This is a genomic window from Mixta sp. Marseille-Q2659, from assembly GCF_940807255.1.
Classification (GTDB): Bacteria; Pseudomonadota; Gammaproteobacteria; order Enterobacterales; family Enterobacteriaceae; genus Mixta.
Map to the genome: position 1 here is coordinate 29,391 of NZ_CALNWY010000022.1, position 18,003 is coordinate 47,393.

General features: G+C 52.8%; 10 protein-coding genes and 1 pseudogene. 3 read left to right on the forward strand and 8 right to left on the reverse strand.

The window, feature by feature from the left end; genetic code table 11:
• Nucleotides 1-335: 335 nt before the first annotated feature.
• A pseudogene (locus P3C52_RS15000) lies at nucleotides 336-738 on the forward strand (Rpn family recombination-promoting nuclease/putative transposase); the annotation flags it as partial.
• Between the two features lie 54 nt (nucleotides 739-792).
• On the opposite strand, the gene P3C52_RS15005 reads toward P3C52_RS15000, so the two are convergent.
• Nucleotides 793-1,782, reverse strand: a complete 990-nt coding sequence (locus tag P3C52_RS15005; protein WP_275555772.1) for a tyrosine-type recombinase/integrase — start codon at nucleotides 1,780-1,782, stop codon at nucleotides 793-795.
• A gap of 725 nt (nucleotides 1,783-2,507) precedes the next feature.
• On the opposite strand from P3C52_RS15005, the gene P3C52_RS15010 reads away from it, so the two are divergent.
• Nucleotides 2,508-5,123 carry a TrlF family AAA-like ATPase gene (locus P3C52_RS15010; protein WP_275555773.1) on the forward strand — a complete coding sequence of 872 codons (2,616 nt, stop codon included), beginning with the start codon at nucleotides 2,508-2,510 and terminating at the stop codon, nucleotides 5,121-5,123.
• 99 nt (nucleotides 5,124-5,222) lie between these two features.
• Here the strand turns inward: P3C52_RS15010 and P3C52_RS15015 are convergent, their stop codons facing one another.
• The 3 genes from P3C52_RS15015 to P3C52_RS15025 all read right to left on the reverse strand — a co-directional run bounded on the left by P3C52_RS15015 (nucleotide 5,223) and on the right by P3C52_RS15025 (nucleotide 8,303).
• Nucleotides 5,223-5,759 (reverse strand): hypothetical protein, encoded by a 537-nt coding sequence (locus tag P3C52_RS15015; protein ID WP_275555774.1) that lies wholly within the window; start codon nucleotides 5,757-5,759, stop codon nucleotides 5,223-5,225.
• Between the two features lie 1,071 nt (nucleotides 5,760-6,830).
• Nucleotides 6,831-7,763 carry a plasmid replication initiator RepA gene (gene repA / locus P3C52_RS15020; protein ID WP_275555775.1) on the reverse strand — a complete coding sequence of 311 codons (933 nt, stop codon included), beginning with the start codon at nucleotides 7,761-7,763 and terminating at the stop codon, nucleotides 6,831-6,833.
• Between the two features lie 285 nt (nucleotides 7,764-8,048).
• Nucleotides 8,049-8,303, reverse strand: coding sequence for a RepB family protein (locus P3C52_RS15025; protein WP_275555776.1), 255 nt, complete (start codon nucleotides 8,301-8,303; stop codon nucleotides 8,049-8,051).
• Between the two features lie 374 nt (nucleotides 8,304-8,677).
• Here P3C52_RS15025 and P3C52_RS15030 point away from each other — a divergent pair, with 374 nt between their 5' ends.
• Nucleotides 8,678-9,496: a DUF4225 domain-containing protein gene (locus P3C52_RS15030; protein WP_275555777.1), complete on the forward strand. Its 819-nt coding sequence runs from the start codon at nucleotides 8,678-8,680 to the stop codon at nucleotides 9,494-9,496.
• Here the strand turns inward: P3C52_RS15030 and P3C52_RS15035 are convergent.
• From P3C52_RS15035 to traD, 4 genes are all read right to left on the reverse strand, one after another.
• Nucleotides 9,474-9,803: a hypothetical protein gene (locus P3C52_RS15035; protein ID WP_275555778.1), complete on the reverse strand. Its 330-nt coding sequence runs from the start codon at nucleotides 9,801-9,803 to the stop codon at nucleotides 9,474-9,476. The genes P3C52_RS15030 and P3C52_RS15035 overlap by 23 nt on opposite strands.
• Nucleotides 9,804-10,181: 378 nt before the next feature.
• Nucleotides 10,182-10,694 (reverse strand): hypothetical protein, encoded by a 513-nt coding sequence (locus P3C52_RS15040; protein WP_275555779.1) that lies wholly within the window; start codon nucleotides 10,692-10,694, stop codon nucleotides 10,182-10,184.
• A gap of 5 nt (nucleotides 10,695-10,699) precedes the next feature.
• Nucleotides 10,700-15,814 carry a MobF family relaxase gene (gene mobF / locus P3C52_RS15045; RefSeq protein ID WP_275555780.1) on the reverse strand — a complete coding sequence of 1,705 codons (5,115 nt, stop codon included), beginning with the start codon at nucleotides 15,812-15,814 and terminating at the stop codon, nucleotides 10,700-10,702.
• An 8-nt stretch (nucleotides 15,815-15,822) separates the two neighbouring features.
• Nucleotides 15,823-17,982, reverse strand: coding sequence for a type IV conjugative transfer system coupling protein TraD (gene traD / locus P3C52_RS15050; protein ID WP_275555781.1), 2,160 nt, complete (start codon nucleotides 17,980-17,982; stop codon nucleotides 15,823-15,825).
• Between the last annotated feature and the right edge of the window lie 21 nt (nucleotides 17,983-18,003).

The window sequence follows — 18,003 nt, forward strand, 5'->3', positions numbered from 1 at the left end:
TGAGAAAGGGCGGAAAAGCATGAGCAGCATAATGCTCAGAAAAAAGCGCGGTAAATCAGTAAGTTCCGTCATGATAACTCCTGTGAGTCAGGCGTTCTGCCGGGCAGGAAACAGCTTTCTGATTCCTGTCAGTCGTATATGGTAAAGGTTACCACGGTGCGTTATCGATTATACGCAACCCATGTTGCATATCAATACTGACTCCCTATTTATTTCGCATGCGAAATATTAATTAACAGCATGATTGAACAGTGAAAAAACGTGGATAATGGATGGCAGAGCCTGGGGCTTCCGCCCCCAATATAATCTGGATAATAACTTTGCTGAAACTGTGTAGCATGGCGGCGCTGACTCTGCTGCAAAAGCATAGTCATCAACGTAATCTGGCAGAATTGACCGAGCGGCTAGCGACATTACTGATGGAAAACTAGCTCACTTCGCCGCAGGTAATTTCCCCGATACACTATATTTTGCAAACGGGCGAATCTTACGGTGCTGAAGCCTTTGTCCGCGACATGGTACAGCGCGTGTCGCAACATGGAGACGAGCTGATGACCATTGCACAACAGCTGGAACAGAAAGGAATTAAAAAAAGGCCTTGAACAAGGCCGCTCTGAAGGTGAACGCGAAGCGGCTTTTAAAATTGCCCCTAATATGCTGAAACGTGGCCTTGATGAGGTCTCCGTTATGGAGATAACCGGTCTTTCTAAAGACGAGCTGCAGGGTTTACTGCACTGACTACGGGGAGCAGGCCACAGCCCGCGCTAAGTCCTTCTGTACTTGTACTGGGCCTTAAAACTTCAGTTTGCCCGCAGCCTTACGCAAACGATCATCTCCGCGACGGTCATATTTTTGTGTAGTAGTGACGCTGGCATGTCCCATTGCATCCCGGACTGTTATCAGGTCTTCTCCATTATCCAGCATCATTGAAGCGAAAGTACGGCGTAAATCATGCGGCGCACATTCATCTATGCCGCTGTCAGCCCGACGCTGACCAAGGATATGATAAACAGCCTGAGGCGTCATGCGCTGAAAAGTGACATCGTCACCGCTGCGTATACGGGTGAAAAGTGGCCCTTCCTGTTCGCCCCGGATCGTTTCCGTCCATATATGAATGCGTTGCCATACCTTTTCCGGCATAAACGCCAGGCGTTCTTTATTACCCTTACCCCGTACGATTAAAGCCTGCTTTTTATGCAGGATGCTGGCATAGTCCAGATCAACCACCTCAGAACGGCGCAGTCCGCAACCGAGCATGACCGCCAGCATAGCGGCATCACGCGGTCCTTTGCAGCCCGTATCCTTTTCACAACTGCGGAATAAGGCATGAATTTCTTCCGGCGCCAGCGCACGACCGCGGGTCAGACGGCTTCCCCGCACCGCGCGCACAGCCAAGATCTGTTGATAGCTCTCCGTATCCATCTGCTTCATCATCCATGCCTCGCGGGCAGTTCCTTTCAGAGCAGATAAATAGGTATTGATGGTGGCGGGTGCCCTGCCGCTGACTTGAAGCATTTCCAGCAGACCCCGAATATGATGGCGGCGCAGGCTACCCCATGCGCAACTTTGCAGGGAAGTAAAGCCGAGCATACCCGCCACGATATTCAGAAAAGATTTCATTGTCTGTCGACTGGCAGCGGAGGACAGACCAATAAGATAAGCCTGAGCGGGATTCAGCGACGAACTGCTGTTAATCGCTGTCAGGGCAAACGCATCTTGGTCTTGTGCAGATGAAAGAGACAGCTCATGCGGAATGAAACTGTCATCAACTGAGTCAGTCATGTTTGTCCAGAATCTGATGAGGTATGACGTATGGCCACACGCTGAAATCTGTTTAGGATTATCACTGCTCGAGCGTCTTTCGTAAAGCTACTTTCTCAAAGAGACATTTTAATAAGTAGAGAATTGTTTAGTTTTTAGGAATTAACGCAAATAAGTACGAGGAAAAAATAGTTCACATTTGGATACAGGGATTTAATTCTTGCCCTGCTTGCGTAACAGTCGAAAGCGGCCACGCAATCTTTATCATGAATGACAGCGCTACGTAAAATTTTGTGGGTGACTCCTGCGGCTTTCTCAGATTTTGCGTAGCGACGCCTGCTATTATTCTGCTCACTTTCGCCCGTCTGGCGGGTGCGGGCCATCGAAATAATCCGCGGAGCGGTCCTGCGTCATTTTCCACTTTCGGGATATATCCCATAAATCGGAACAAAACAGCAGGCAGGGCGCACAGGAAAAGGACCCTCGCAGGAGCTTTTTATGCCTAAATAGTAGGCCTGGAAAAGCCGGCAGACACAAGATGATGGTGTAAAGGCGAAATATCGCCTCACTGACGCTTCCCTTCCGGAAATGCAGAAACCGGAAAAAGCGGTTCTCACAAAGAACCTTGAAATGGTGGATGAATAAACAGTCTATAAAAGTTATCGCGCACCAGTTAAAATCAATAAGAAAATTCTATAAATTTTATTTTCACAGAGAAATATATTCAAGTATATAAGAGGTGAACAATGAGGTTTCCTGTATTTGATAATGGAAGTTGCTGGGTAAAAGTGGATTTCCATCTTCATACTAACGCCGATAAAGAATTCCGGTATGAAGGTGAGCCGGATGAATACATAAATAGTTATGTAAGCGCCTTGGAAAACGCTGGAATAGGGATGGGTATAATAACAAATCATAATAAATTTGACTTAGATGAATTTAAACAAATAAAAAGGAAAGCTAAAAAAAAAGGGATTGGGATACTTCCTGGCGTTGAGCTTTCAGTTCACGACGGTAACGCAGGAGTCCACACTCTTATAGTTTTTTCCGAATTATGGTATGCCAATAAAGAACAAACAAACCATATACAGTCTTTTCTTACTTCCACATTCGCAGGAATAGCTAACTTTGAAAACGAAAACGCAAGATCCAACCATAATATAAAGCAAACGATAGACCTTTTGGATAAATATAACCTTGATTACTTCATAGTTTTTGCACACGTAGAAGCTCACAATGGGCTATGGGGGGGGTTAAAGCCTGCTCTGATAAAAGAATTATTTGAAAAAGAGGAGGTCCGGCGACGCGTTCTTGGTTTTCAGAAAGTAATGACGCATGATACCCGTCAAATCATCAAGGCGCAGTTACGGGAAAGATATCCGGCTGAGGTTCAGGGGTGTGATGCAAAAAATTTTCATGATATGGCATCAAGAGCGGTGGCCAGTTACATCAAGCTTGGGGATTGCACTTTTGAAGCTCTCCAGTTTGCCCTACGTGACTTTGGAAGTCGGGTCAGACCCGATAAGCCTCAGATTCAGCACAGTCATATCCGTAAAATTTCGTTTGAGGGGGCGGGTACGCTTGGAGGGACAGTGATAAATTTATCATCTGAACTCAACACGCTTATTGGAATCCGTGGTAGCGGAAAATCTTCAATCCTTGAGGGTGTACGTTATGCGCTCGGCATACCATTTGGTGAAAAATCTTCAGAAACAACATATAAAGAAAACTTAGTAGAAAAACTATTACAAAGTGGAGGGAAAATAACTATAGATGCAGTCTGTCGGCGTGGTGTCGAATATAAAATAACACGCATTTTTGACAGAGATCCTGAAGTGATTGTCAATGGTGAAATGCAGCCTGGAATATCTATCAGAGAGACTATACTTCATAACCCTATTTATTTTGGCCAAAAAGACTTGGCTAACACAGGGGAAGGCTTTGAAAAAGATCTCATACAGAAACTGGCTGGGGAAAAACTTGACCCGATACGCAAAGAGATTGAAGATAAAGGCATCGAAGTACAGGATCTTTTGCGTAAAATAATGAGACTAACTAATAATGCATTAGAACTTGAAGGCTGGAAATCAAAACTTTCAGATGCAGAGTTTAAATTGAGTTTTTATAAAAAATATAATGTCGAGGATAAACTTGAAAAGCATACGACTTATGAAAGAGACGAGAAATACATCAATCAAAAAAACATAAAAATAAATGAAATCCTTACGGAAATTGAGCAAAAATTAACGGAATCCATAGCAAGCCTTACCTTGGATGCAAACCATGTTTCATGTGAAAACCAAGATATAATCGATGCTTACCATGGTGAATATCATAAGATAATAAACTGCATTCAAAATCTGAACACATCTCTTTCTGAAGGCCGAAACATCCTTTCACACCTTCAAAAAATAGCTGGTGACTTTACGAATAACAAAGATACTTTAAATGATGAGTTCGCGGAAATAGAAAGAAAGTTATCAGAAGAGTTACAGCAAGCTGGCGCTGATAAAATAAGTACAACGGAATTCAGAAAATTAAAGTCAGACATTGATGAAGCGAATAATAATATTGCAGAATTAACAAAGTCTGAATCTGAAAAAATGACACTGGAAGAACAACTCAAATCTAAACTGATATCTCTGAATGAATTATGGCAAAAGGAATTCAATCAAATAGTGCAGATGCTTGAAGTAATAAATAGCGCAGAGACACCTTTAAAAATATCAGCCACGTTTAAATCCGATAAAAAATGCATGAGTAATTTCATTAAAGAAAAGTTTTATGGTAGTAAATTAAGAGAGCAAACTTTTCAAGCCATTGCGGAGAAAATAAGTGATATTGGCGACATGTGGGAAAATCGAGATGTAATAGCATCTCTGACAACTTCAGCCAAAACCTTCAATGAGTATTTAATTGCAAACATTTTGGATATGATCACCTGGCAACCACCTAATGTTTATTCTATAGAGTTCAGAGGGAAACCTCTTATCCAGCATTCTCTGGGGCAACGGGCTTCTGCTCTTATGCTTTTTGTACTTAATCAGAAAAATAATGATATTATCATTATCGATCAACCTGAAGATGATCTTGACAACCAGACTATTTACGATGATGTAATAAAACTTATCCGTCAAATGAAACCAAATACACAGTTTATATTCGCAACACACAACGCTAACATTCCAGTTCTAGGAGATGCAGAATGCGTTTATTCATGTGTTTATTCTGATGGAAAAATTAATGCTATAGGTGGAGGAATTGACTGCAAAGATGTTCAGGAACAGATTATAGCAGTCATGGAAGGTGGTAAAGAAGCATTTGAGAGACGCAGAAATGTATATAGCTCTTGGTTAAACTAAAAAAGTGATATGAGACTGCAGGTATTTAATGCAGTCTCATTAAGAAATGGCTGAATCGGCAAGCGCATCATAATAACCCCATCTAATTGATGCATGAGTTCACTCATCATAACCCTTAACTATTTCTCGAATATATTGGACAGAATCGATATCAATATAAAAAATTGTTTCATAAAACTTTAGATATATAATTTTTGCATTTTTCCTCAGCCCGTGTTTAAAGCTGATCTCAATAGTGGCTGAGAAATGCTCATCATGTGTATAAAGGTGGCTACTGTACTCCATCCCGTAATGAACGCCATCTTCTCTATCATAAATGGCATGCGAATAATCTGTGGATGAATGGATGGCGTTAAATCCTACACTAAATTCGGCATTATAGGTTGCACCATCCCAGCTGACTTCTATCAGTCGCAGCTCAGCAATCTCTAGAATGGTTATCTTAATCTCTTCTATTTCAGGGTCGATACTCTCATAGGAAGTAGCGCTGAATTCAGTCTCTTCAATTTTTTCTCGGGCCATAGCAACAAGGTCTGCCCGGGGCAGTGCCAGGACGCTGTCAGCGAATATGGACAGCTCTGCAAAATCAGCATCATCTCTGTTAACCAAATGAAGTAGTACGTCAATGCCCGACAATAGATTAAGTGATCATTATCCTTGACGACCAATTCCATATCTCCGTCGATGCTTACTATATAGACCTTATGCCCGCGATCTCTTGCCTTCATCACGGCTTGCTCTTGAGAAGGTCGCTGTAGGTGAAGGTTCAAATCGCGACCTTATTTACGAGCTGTATCACGTTCTGGCAGCGAAGGGCTGCACGTATGAGTTCGATTTTCGCGAAGGGCAGGGAGTCGAATTAAATAAATACATTCAGGCTGGCTCGCGTTAACGTTATGCAGTTGACAGGCTGGCGAGCAGTGCGCAGTCAGCCTCTATATGCCGCATAGCGGCATGAAGGCGCCAACAGATGTCACCAAATGCCATCCAGCAGCTGAACGGCGCCGGCAGCGCGGCGCAGCCGCTTCCTGAAGCCCCATATTGCGCAAAGCCCACCACGTCCTGCCAGACGCCGTTAAAGCAGCGGCCTGTCAGCTATTAATAAGCTTGACGGTCGGAGACAAAAGAATCTTCCAGCAACACTACTCACAGCAACACCGATCAATTAGTTACAACACTCATTTATCAGCCACTGCAGTACCGGCCCTCCGGGCCGGCGCGGCGGGGGCTGTTCAGTGAGGGCAACCAGGCTTCAGGTACGGCGCAGGTCTGGTCTGGGTGGAGTTCGGTGTTTTATGTTTTGCCCGATTCGGGGGGTTAAATGACAGGATTATTGAATGTTGTAACTATTGCTTTTTGCCCGTCGTTTACCGCCGGGAGCTACCTGAGGATATGAGCGGCATGGACGCCTGCGGCCGCAGCAAGAGAAGACATTTATCCACGCAGAATGGCCGCATGAATACCTTATTTATTATTTAGATTATTTCTTTCTGACGTAAGTCAGGACTGTCTTGCGCATAGCCGTGATTATGTATGCCGGTAAAGTCAGGATATTGATTGCGGGTAACTGTGGTTAAAAAAAACGGGCCACATTTTTGGCCTCGTTTGCGGTTTTGCGGGAGCAAATACCGATGCAGATACGGGCATTCCGGGCGCGGCACAAACGACTTTACCGCCAGTTAAGGCGGTAAAAATAGCAGGGCGGTGTCAGTGAACGATATCAGGTATTTCGGAGAGCGCGGGCTCGTAGTCGAGGCCCAGCTCCAGCTGTCGAAGACATTTCCAGACCAGGCGGTCAAAATCTTCAGGCGAAAGACTTCGCCATACATGGGCCGGACGCGTGCGCAAGAGCTTGGCCATCGCGTTACGCCTGTCATCGAGCGGCAACTTGCTCAGGCGCTTGCGGCGCTTCTGCTTTGAGGCCTTTTCACGGCGACTTATCAGCGTGGCCATGCGCATGTTTTCATACCAGCGCCGGCGGGCAGAGCGAACGGAAGCGTGTGTGCCCGTCTCAATGATGCCGTCGGCTTCTGCAGCAAGCCGCTCATTGCGTTCCGCCAGAAATTTATCCATGTCGATACCGCACAGCTGCCAGAACTGGTCAGTCAGCACGATATGGCGCGGCATGCAGTACCCCGTCACCGGGTCCATTTCCAGATCCGGTCTTTCAATCAGGCCGTAGCGCTCCCACTCCTCAAACAGGCGGGAAAGCCGGCTGGGTTCAACGCGCGTTTCCGGAATAACGTTGCCCTGCTCATCTTTCGGGCTCAGCTCGTCAGCCAGTCTGCTGCCGTTGAAGGTAACCACAGACGTGGCCAGATCTGCGCGCTGAACGCACAGCGGCCACATGGCGTCATACAGCGCCTGTTTTTCCGGACGAAAATCACGTTTACGTCCTGCGACGTCGCGCAACTGGACAAAATAGGGATGGCGGGACATACGCTGGCGCAGCGTCATTTTACCCGTGCGCTTGTCTTTCACTACAAGCCTACTCATGGCATGCCCCATCTGTCCGGGCAGGCGTCGGTAGCCTTTTGGCGCAAACCACTCAGGATTAGCGCATTTGCATGCTGTGGAATGAACGCCACGGTGGCGATTATCAGGCCGGCTAGCCTGTTGAGAAGAAATGAGCTTAACCACCCCGCCCTGCGCTTAAATTGCACAGCAGGAGTACGCACAGAACGAATTGTCTTTTTCCGGGCATAATTCTATACTCCCCGCATAGGGCAATCGTTCTATGCGGTTCTCTAGGGCCCCGGTAATCTTACTCGCGTCGCCAAACTCGAAAGATTATCGGGGTTTTTTCTTTTCTGATTTGGTTATACCGCCTCAGATCCCTGCCACCTTATGGTGTGGCCAGCCATCAATTCTTAACTGTCCGTAATCTATCACTCAGAAACACTTTCGGCAATAACGTCACCCCGGTTACAGCAATTCACTGTTCCGCGCCTCAGCCTCAATCATCATTTCAAGCAGGTCGGCCTGCGTTATTCCCTTTAACTCACAAAGTTTTACCAGAACCTCTTTCACTTCCGGCCTGACAAAAACGCTGATCTCTTTATGAGTTTCACGTTTCCTCGCCTTATAGGCGCGAACGCGGTCCTTATGAGGAGTTGGCTGTTCTCTGTTACGGGTGTGTTTCTTCTCGGGAGCTGATGTTACTGAATCACGGGGGCTCATGCTCGTACCCTGCTGCAAAATAAGACTTTCCGCAGCATAGCATAAGCCAAATCAGTAATAAGCTTTAATTGTGATGCCTCACAGCCGCTGGCGAACGAGCTGCTCGGCCCCGAGGATCAATGATGTAAAAACGGCGCTAAGGACGTGATGCATTATTTGTGTTTAAATTTAATATTCTTAACCCTCCATACAGAATCTCTTCCGGTAATGAAAACGTATAATGCCCAGCATATTGGTATGAACGTGCTTCAGTAGCGGCAATCGGGCAATATGCTTATCATCTGGCCTTTCGCCTGTCGGGCGAAGATGTGAAAGCGTTGATAGCTGAAATTAATCGGGTATTACTGACGATATAATATACAGGGAGAGCAAAAATGGATGCGGCATTGCTTAATATGATGAACTCTGGTGGAAGAAATAAAGCCTGGGCCGAGACAATGGTTAATCTGGAAGCCCGGAAGCTAATCAACACGGCCAATACTTTATCCTCTTATCATCTCAGAGATGGTCTGACCCGTATAAATTTCGTTCAGGAAATAAAACAGGTCGTTGAACAGCAATTTGCTGCCGCCAGGCAAGCGAAAACAGATGAAGAGTGTATTATCTGTGTCCAAAAACTGAGGGCAGAAACCGCAAACCTTCAGGAACAGGACAGAATGCTGCGCACGAAGGCAGCAAAGATTTACGCCAGGGTAGAATTCGTTCGTGAAAATAACAAAATTGTTGGGTATGTAATTTCCGCTGTGAATGTAGTACTTTCAGGGGCTGAGATAGCTTTGGGAACGACTCTCCTTGCCAGTGCTAACCCGTTGGGTATGCTGGCTGGGGCAGTACTTGTCACAGATGGCTTTAATGGATTGAGCAAAGAGTTTAGCCATCAAGTGCTACATGATGCGACATCTGAAGGGTTTGCTGCTGATGCAGCCATGTCTACTGCCGAATTTATGGGATTTAGCCCCAATAGCGGGTTAGGAGCGTATAAGTCAGTCTCACTTATTGCGAATGCCTACAGCATTTTTGGGTTAATAAAAAAGCCCGAAGCATGGCGATTGTTTCGCTATATCCCAATAGATTATTACCGGAAGGTAAGTACACTAAGCCGTCCAAAGCTAACCATGAAAATAGTTGGGTATGGCGTAAAAGCCAAAGTTATTTTCGACCTAATGACAATTACCGATCGCTCTCAATCTTAGAAGCATAATTCTTATACCGCCAGGCTTTAAATGCTAGTCTGGCGGGCGTTAAATACCACACTAAAGGCAATCCTACAATTAGCGCAAAAGCCAGAGAGAGGGTGTTATTTTTTGTTGATAAAACCGATGTGAACAGCAGGGTAGCGAAAGCAACAATAGTAATCCACTTAGCTATAGTAAATCGTTTTGCTAAGTCATGGACAATCTCTTCAAGCGTTCCCCCAAAGTTTTCCATATTGTTTTTAACTTTCTGGAGATCAGAATAGCTGAAGCCAGACCTCAACAGAGCTTCTTCACTCACTTTCATAACGTTCCACCTTTCATCCTTAAATTTTTACAAAGCCACATAGCGAGTATACATGAAATAAACTGACAATACCGCCTGTCACTTTTAGTGAACAGGATGTATAATTTTTCTTGAAAATCAATTAAATAAATCACTACCGTGGTTTCTAATGATTGCCCCCCCTTACCGGCGTTACGGACGGGTAAGACGTTATGTCAACCTGCATCCACTGCCCGTATCCCGGCGTGAATATCTGTGCTGCAGACTGTACTCAGCAAGCTCGGGCATATCCCCGACAGGACAGGTATTCGCATTGGTTTCTCCGAGGGTCATGAGCGTGCGGGATTTTCAATCCAGGACGCGAGGGACCGGCCAACCGCAGGGCGGCAGGCCGTTTGTTCAGCCTGCTTTGCCTGTAACAAGCACGTTCATCAGCCCTAAATCTGAATACGCGTAGCGCAGCAGCTGCAGGCCGGCAAAGAACACTGCCGTGTTCAGAAAGGGCAGCAGCCACAGGTTCATGTTGTGCATGGCCATGCCGGCCAGCGGTGGCATGATAAGCGCGCTCACACCCGTGGCCACAAACACAGCAGTCAGGTTTCGTCCGCGAGCAAAGCGTCCTTTTTCACGTCTCACCAGCTGCGGGTGCAGCAGAAGGGTCACAGGCATCATTCCGGGGCGGCTCTTCATTTCCCGGATGCGTGCCGTTTCGGCGTGCGTCAGGTTATGTGTCCCTGAGAAGCCCTGAATAAATGCCTCCACCACGCTCTGCACGGCTTCACTGCAGCGGGGCTCGCCGCCCCCCTTACTCCAGCGCCGAAGCAGCGCGCCTTCAGCCCTGAATTCAGGCAGCCACGCCATCAGCATCATCAGGGAAACGGCCACGGTGGCCGCAATCAGCAGTAATGTCATAGGGTCTACTCCAGCGTTTTTTGGGATTTATGGCCAAACTCCGGCTCGGGTTCGCTGCGCTCATGGCGCATGACGTTTACTTCGTCGTTCATCATCGTGGCGCAGTCTTCCCGCTCCGGCGACAGATCATAGTCGCGGTAATCGAATGCCTCCTCTTCACGCAGCTCTTCCAGTGCGGCCTCCAGCGCAGCCTCGCGTTCGCTGTCCCTGTCATCCGGTGCGCTCCGCGCCTCATCGGGCGTGACGGGCTCCGGCTCTTTCTCCTCCTGTCCCAGCGCCGCTTTAACGGCTTTCTCCAGCGCCTCGGCCTCGCGACTGTCCAGTTCCTCACCTCCCGATTCTGCCGCTGCCGGCGCACGCCTGTCATCGTGACGCTCACTGTGTTCAGCCGCGAGTACCACCGGGCTGTCCGGGTTGTCTTTCATCAGCTGCAGCGCCTCAGCAATATCCGCGGCTTCCAGCACCTTTCCGTGCTTTTCCCCGCGCTGCAGCACGATGCGGCTGCCGTCCGCTGCCCCTTCATAATGGGCGGCAGAAAAATCCACCTCACCGCTGGAGGGCGACACGGGAACGTGCCAGTTGCCCCGCTGTCTTCCGTGCTCGTTGATAACCGGCCAGAGCATCTCCGGCGTTTTACCCGCCATAAAGCGCGCGTCCGCCGTCAGGTCCTGGTCAACCCGGTCCGCCAGGCGCGTACCCGACACCGGCAGGCTTTTATCCCACGCCTGCACCTCCTGTCCCGCACGCACATCCTCCGCCCGCATCAGCACATCGTGAACCGTCTGGCGCCGCCCGCTTTTACTTTCCACCTTCGTCGCCCAGCCGGACAGGTTGTCGAAGTAGGTCTGAACGTGCTCTTTTGCCCTGGAAAGCTGTACGTAGGTGCTGTCCAGCGCCGCCATCCGCCCTCTTGCGCCCTCTTCGCCAAACAGGCCGATAAGATACTTCACCGATGCGCCCTGCGAGCTGTAGGTGGTAACGGCGTAGCCGTAGTCCATATGGCGGTCGGCATAGCGCGCGGCAGGCTCAAATGACAGCTGCCGGTTGCCGGTATCAAGCATAATTTTCCCGTCCTCCGTAATCCCTGACACCACGGCCATGTCACTGGCACGCACGTTGCGGTCACGATCCGTTGCCGTCAGGCGGATTTTTTCGCCCGGGCTGATTTCCCTTGTCACCTCTTCAAATACCGCCACCTCTTCCTTACGCAGCTCTGCAGGTCTGACCCAGCGGTCAGCCGCGCCGTCAAGCCCGGCCATGCGCACCACGCCACTTTCTGCGTCTGTTTCGCCGATCCGGTAATACTGCTCGCCCCGCCGCACCACGTTGCCCTCCTGCGCCTCCCAGAAATTCTGCCGGCCCAGATCGGCATTACTGTTATTAACGCGTACCAGCAGCGGCACCGTGACACCGTCACCCAGAACGTCCTGCGCCTGCAGCCGCGCGTGTACTGCGCTGTTTATGGCCTCGCGGTCGGCGTTGAGTTCTGTAACGATTAGCGTGTTGTCGCGCGCCTGCGGCGTCCGGCCGACGTAGTCGTCGGCAATCATTCCGGTCAGGTCGGGTTTTTCGGCCTCTTCACCTGCCGCCTGCGTCAGACTGCTGCCGTCCATTGCGCTGCTTTCCGGTACGTACGCACCCGGCTGGCGCGGCACGCTCTGCGGGCTGGTGTCCGTCGTAATCCGCACCGCCTCGCGCACGTTGCCGGCGATAACCGCCTCCACGGCGGGCTTCAGCGCGGGGATCTGACGCACGATTTCCTTCATCACCGCGACATCGGCCGCGCTGCGTTCAAGCGCCAGTGCAAAGGGCGCACCGGACTCCAGCGACTTCAGCTGGTCCTGGTCACCGCTCAGGACGGCCCGGCCGCCGCCGTCGGCGATCACGTTCATCAGCGAGGCCATCTGGGCGTTGCCGTTCATGGACGATTCATCGATAACGAAGACGGTGTTGCTGAAGTCACGCGCCTGACCGGCGGCCTGCCACTGGCTGCTTTCGCTGAGAAAGCTGGCGATGGTCTGCGCCGGGATACCCGCGCCGGACAGCTCGCTGACGGCGCGGTGCGTGGGTGCCAGGCCGCGAATGTCCGGGCCGTCCTCCACGGCGGCCAGCGCCGCCGCCACGGTGCGGTACTGTGTGGTTTTACCCACCCCGGCGGAACCCTGAATGGCGGTGAAGCGGTCACGCGTGGTCAGGATAAGGTTGCCCGCCTCGCGCTGCCCCTCCGTCAGACCCGCCGCGTTCTCCTCACTCAGCCCGCCTGCCAGCAGCGGCTTCACGCTGTTTTTTCCTTCGGCGACGTGGCGCAGGATGGACACTTCGTTTTCAAAGTTCTCGCGGGAGATATATCTGCCTGCCGCGCCCTGCTCCGCACTGAGTTCAAATATCTCGCCGCGCTGCACCAAGCGCGACAGCTCCTCCTCCGCGCGCTCAGGCGTGATACTGCGGTCGGCGTTGATGACTCCGGCCAGCGCCCGGACGCCCGTGAACGTGACGTCGGTGCCGGTGGCTTTCTCAATGGCCAGCCGCATCGCACGCTCCGGCTGTGACATCTTCCGCGACTCCAGCTCACGCAGCGCGTCCGTCAGGTCGCTTTCCCCGGCGAGAGATTTGATGCCCTGCGTCACGCTCACCACCGGGCGGTTTTCCTCCAGCCGTCGGCCGATGGTCGCCTCGTCCAGCGGGGTGAACGCGATGACATTTGAGCCGCTGCGGCGCAGCATGTTGACGGTCGCGTCGTTCACCTCCTTGCCCGCCAGCACCGCCACCACGCTGCTCTCTGTGCGCCGCGTGGAGCCAAAGGACTCCGCGTAGGCGTAGTCAGCATAGAGCGGCGCGTTGCGATCGAGCTTCACGCGTTCACCCTTTGCGTTTTCCATCGTGATGACATCCTTAAAGAGCCAGCGTCCTTCCTTCACGCCGGTGACGGTCAGCCGCTCGCCGCTGCCGGCGCGGCTGCCGAGCTCAGCCGTGGCGCGCAGCTGCTCTCCCTCACGCAGCTCCAGCTTTTTCTCCCGGAACAGGCGGTAATGGCTGTCGATGCTGCTGATACTTATTCCCTGCTTCTGGCCCTTTTCGTCCGATACCGTGAGCAGGTTGTGACGCTCGCTGACGCCCGTAATGGTAAAAACCGACTTCTGCCCCGGCCCCTCGTGCTGCTCCAGCACCATGCCCGCGCGGTACACGCTGCGGTCGTTGCGGTTGGTGGCGTCAAGCCACACCGGCACCCGTACCGTGGCCTCACCCAGTACCCGTCCGAGCTGGCCCTCATCGGTCAGGATTTCCCGGGTGCGGGCCGTGAGCTGGTCGCGCGTGCGCGCGTTACCCGCCTGCAGCGATACCGGACGCCCCAGCGCCTTTTCCTGTGCATAGTAGCGCGCCGCCACGCTGAGCCGGTCTTCTACCGTGTCCTTCTGCACCATCGTCACGCGTACGTTTTCAGTTTTCGGGGTGGCGGTGAACTGCTTCACGCCCGCGCTGCTCAGCACGTCGGACGCAAAGCCCGCCGTTCGCCTGGCGTGCGTGTCGGTCACAAGCGTGGTGCCCTCCTGCTGCGCGGCCGCTTTCAGCACGTCGTGCAGCCCGGAGGTATTAAACCGCTCGGCCTCCGCAACCAGTACCAGCGAACGTGCCGGCAGCTCAGCGGTTTTCATCTCCTCCGCCGTCATCAGCGTCACACCGGGTTTCTCCCCGAAGGTGGCCTGCTGGCGCTTTCGCGCGGCCCCGTCGGCCGCCACCACGATTAACGGCCGTTTGTTTTCGCCGGCCATCGCCATGATGCTGCGGTTCAGATCGCTGATGAACTGCGTGCCGCCGCGCACATCGATGAGCGACACGGCACGATCGGCGTCAGCCACCTGCGCCAGAACGCCCTTTTCTCCCGCCGGCGCCAGAAGCCCGCCGCGTTTCTCCACCAGACCTGCGGCCAGCTGCGCCAGGCGCGCCTCGTCGCGGACGTGGGCTGCAGTGGTGAATAACGTCTGGTTCTTGTCCACGGCGATCAGCTGACCGCGCCCGATGGCATTATCAATGGCACTGCGGGCCTGACCGTACACACCCGGCTCAACCGGGACGTGATTCAGCACGCTCGTCATCACGTCGTCGTAGGTCACGCGCACGCTTTTTGAGGACAGGCGATCAATCGCCTCGCGCACCGCACCGTCCAGCAAGGAAGGTGTGGCCACCTTTTTCTCTTCATTGGCGCTTTTTGCCTCCAGCGTCTGGCGGCGCGCCGCCACTTCCTGCCTGAACGTCTCCGCGTCAAAACCGGTACCCTTCAGCACTGACTGCCAGTGTTCGCGCAGCGTTTCGGGATCTTCAAAATGTTTGGCCTGCCGGGAGTCGAGCGCCGCCATGCTCTTTTGCTTCGCCGTGGCGTTCTCGCCGACCAGATCGACTATCTCCTGGCGGCGCGAGGAAAACGGCTTTACCGGCACGTCGGTGATGTCCCATTCGCCGCGTGGGCCGGTGTCTTCCGTCTGGTAGCCCGCCGGCTCGATAATCGACCGGAAATGGCCGCGATAGAGCGCGCCGATGCTGACCTGCTCGTCCCACACCACGTCGGTAAAGCCCTGTTTGCCGTTGATATCGGTGGAAAGGGTTTTCCAGCCGTTTTCCGAGAGCGTGGCGTTGGCAATGACCGCGTGCGTGTGCATCGCCGGGTCCAGGTTGCGGCTGGTATCGTGCATGAAGGTGGCAATTACCAGATTGCCGGTTTTCTCCATTTCCGTGATGCCGTCGGTCATGGTGCGCGTGGTGGCCAGCTTTTCCACCTCGTCCAGCGTGCGCCGCACCGCCTCTTTATGGGCATCCACCAGGAAGGTGTCGCCGGTCACCAGCGCCAGTACCGACGCGCTTTTGGGTGCCGAGAACGTCAGGTCATAGCCCGGGCGGTGTCTGTTAACCCCGCCCTCCATGCGGCGCATATCGGTGCCGTCCGGCAGCTGACCTTCCAGCACCGCCACAAAGGTATCGCGGTTTACCGGGCCTTCCAGGCCCAGGTTTTCCGCACCTGTGCCGTACCACTCCGTGGACTGCTCGCCGAGAAAGTAATAGTTATCTTCACTGGTATAGTAGGCGCCGGCCTTGCCGGCGTTTTTGACTGAAGAGACTGACAGCATGCTTTACCTCAGAAACGATCGTCAGGGTCGAAGTCGCGGTGTTTAACAACATCCAGCGGCTGCAGAGATTTCTCTGCTTCAGGCTGCGCCGGCGCAGTGGGTGCCACCGGCGCAGAAGGTGCCACGTCAGAAGGCGCGGCGGGGGGCGGCAACGTTGTAACACGGCCGCCCTTCTCGTCCGGCGCTGACTGCGCTGAGGCCGTTTCGGCGGGGGTTGTCGCGCTTTCAGCCGGCGCCGCTGCGCTCTGCGCTCCCGCGGTGGCCTGAGCGCGGTCGGCTCCCTGCTCGTCTGCAGCGGTTGCCGCTGCTGCCGCGTCGCCAAACAGCCTGCCCACAATCTGGCCCGCCTGGTTGTCGCTGGTTTCGCCCGTCAGCGTCGCCTCGATGTCCGGGTCAAACACGTCTTCCACATCGCGGGGAATGCGCCCCTCAGCGATTTCGCGGTAGGCTCTCCAGGAGAGCTTCATGCGTACCACCGGCCACTCGCCCGGCAGGGTGATGTAGCACTCCAGGTCATTAAGGCTCTGCACGTCGGAATAGCTGACCAGGAACTCGTTAATCTCGTCTTTGGAGAACTGCACGCCGTCACGGATGATGTCGATACCGTAGCTGTACTGATCCTTGAACTTCTTATGACGCTGCTCGCCAATCTCCTTCTGTACCCAGTCCGCAATCGAGCCGCTGGGCGCGCGGTAAAAGACGCGGGTATTCAGCAGGTCCCAGATGGATTTGGCCGCGTTGGTGCCGTACGTTTCTTCCAGCTGCGGGAAGTTCTGCAGGCCGGCGACGGTACAGCCGCCGAACTTACGGCCCTCCGCGCAGAACTCCGGCAGAATGGGCATCTTGTGCAGGGACGGCAGCTCGTCCAGGAAGATCCAGATGCGACGATTGCGGTCGGCCTTCAGGCCGAGAATGCCGGACATGGTCATGTAGAGCCACGCGCTCAGCAGCGGCTTCAGCGCATTGTGGTTCTGGCCGTCGCTGGAGATAAAAATCCACGGATTGTCGCCGCTCGCGTCTTCGGTATGCAGCCAGTCGCGGATGTTAAACGGGCGGCGTCCGGCCTGATCGAGACCCTGCAGGTAGCGCAGCGAGCGAACGTAGGTGGTGAGAATGGTACGAATGGTCATCGCGGTTTTTTCGATGCTGCCATCCACCAGGTTGGCCGCGTCCGTGCCTTCCAGGAACTGACGCAGATCCGCCAGGCTGATGGACATCAGCTTTTTCAGCAGCTCACCGATGCTGCGGTTCTTTTCGCGTGCCATGCGTCGCGCGGTGGCCACAAACAGCGAACGGGCCGACAGCACCCAGAACGGGTCACTGCTGCCGCTGCTGTCGGGCAACAGCGAGGTGGCGAAGTTTTCAAAGTCACCCACCGTCCGGCACTCTTCCCAGAGGTCCCACGGTGCGCAGCGCGCATCGAACGGGTTGAGAATGAGATCTTTATCCTGACGGTAAAACGTCGGGATAAAGTTGTTCCCTTTGTCATACACGATGACGCGATCGCCGCGCTCGCGAAGCTGGCGCAGCAGGTCATTCAGCGCGGTACTCTTGCCCGACCCCACGGTACCGTGCAGGCCAAAGTTCTGCATCTCGGAGTCTTTCAGGATATGCAGGCCGCAGATGCTGAGCGGGGACATCACACCGGCTTTTTTGAGCAGGCGATTCACGACAGCAGGGCTTGTCGCAAGAATACGGCCGCCGGTAAGCTCACTCTCGCGCTGCTTCGCCCCTTTACTGCCCAGAAACCAGGTAATACCGAGAATGGCGGCGACAAAGAAGAACGTTGAAATGCCCCAGCCGTAAAACGCAGCGTCTTTAACGTTCTCCCCCATCAGAATGAAGTACGGGTCGTTCATCACCTGGGTCGCCGTGTGTTTAAACGCCACCACCTCGCCGTTTGGCCGTTCAAAATGAAAGGTCCAGCCGTTTTTTGACGTGCCACCGGAGAATTTCGACAGCGGCATGATGAACCACTTGATCAGCCAGTAGGCGCTGCCGTGTATAAACTCCTGCAGCGTGAGCCGCAGGAGCATCCAGACGAAAAATACCAGCGCGGAAAAAAGCACAACCCAGTAGGAGGCGATATTCATGATCTGCACAAACATGCCGATCATGTATTTCATCACTTGGCCGCCCTGGGTGAAGTCACGGGCGTTGAGGCTCATTGAAAGTCCTTTGTGTGGAAA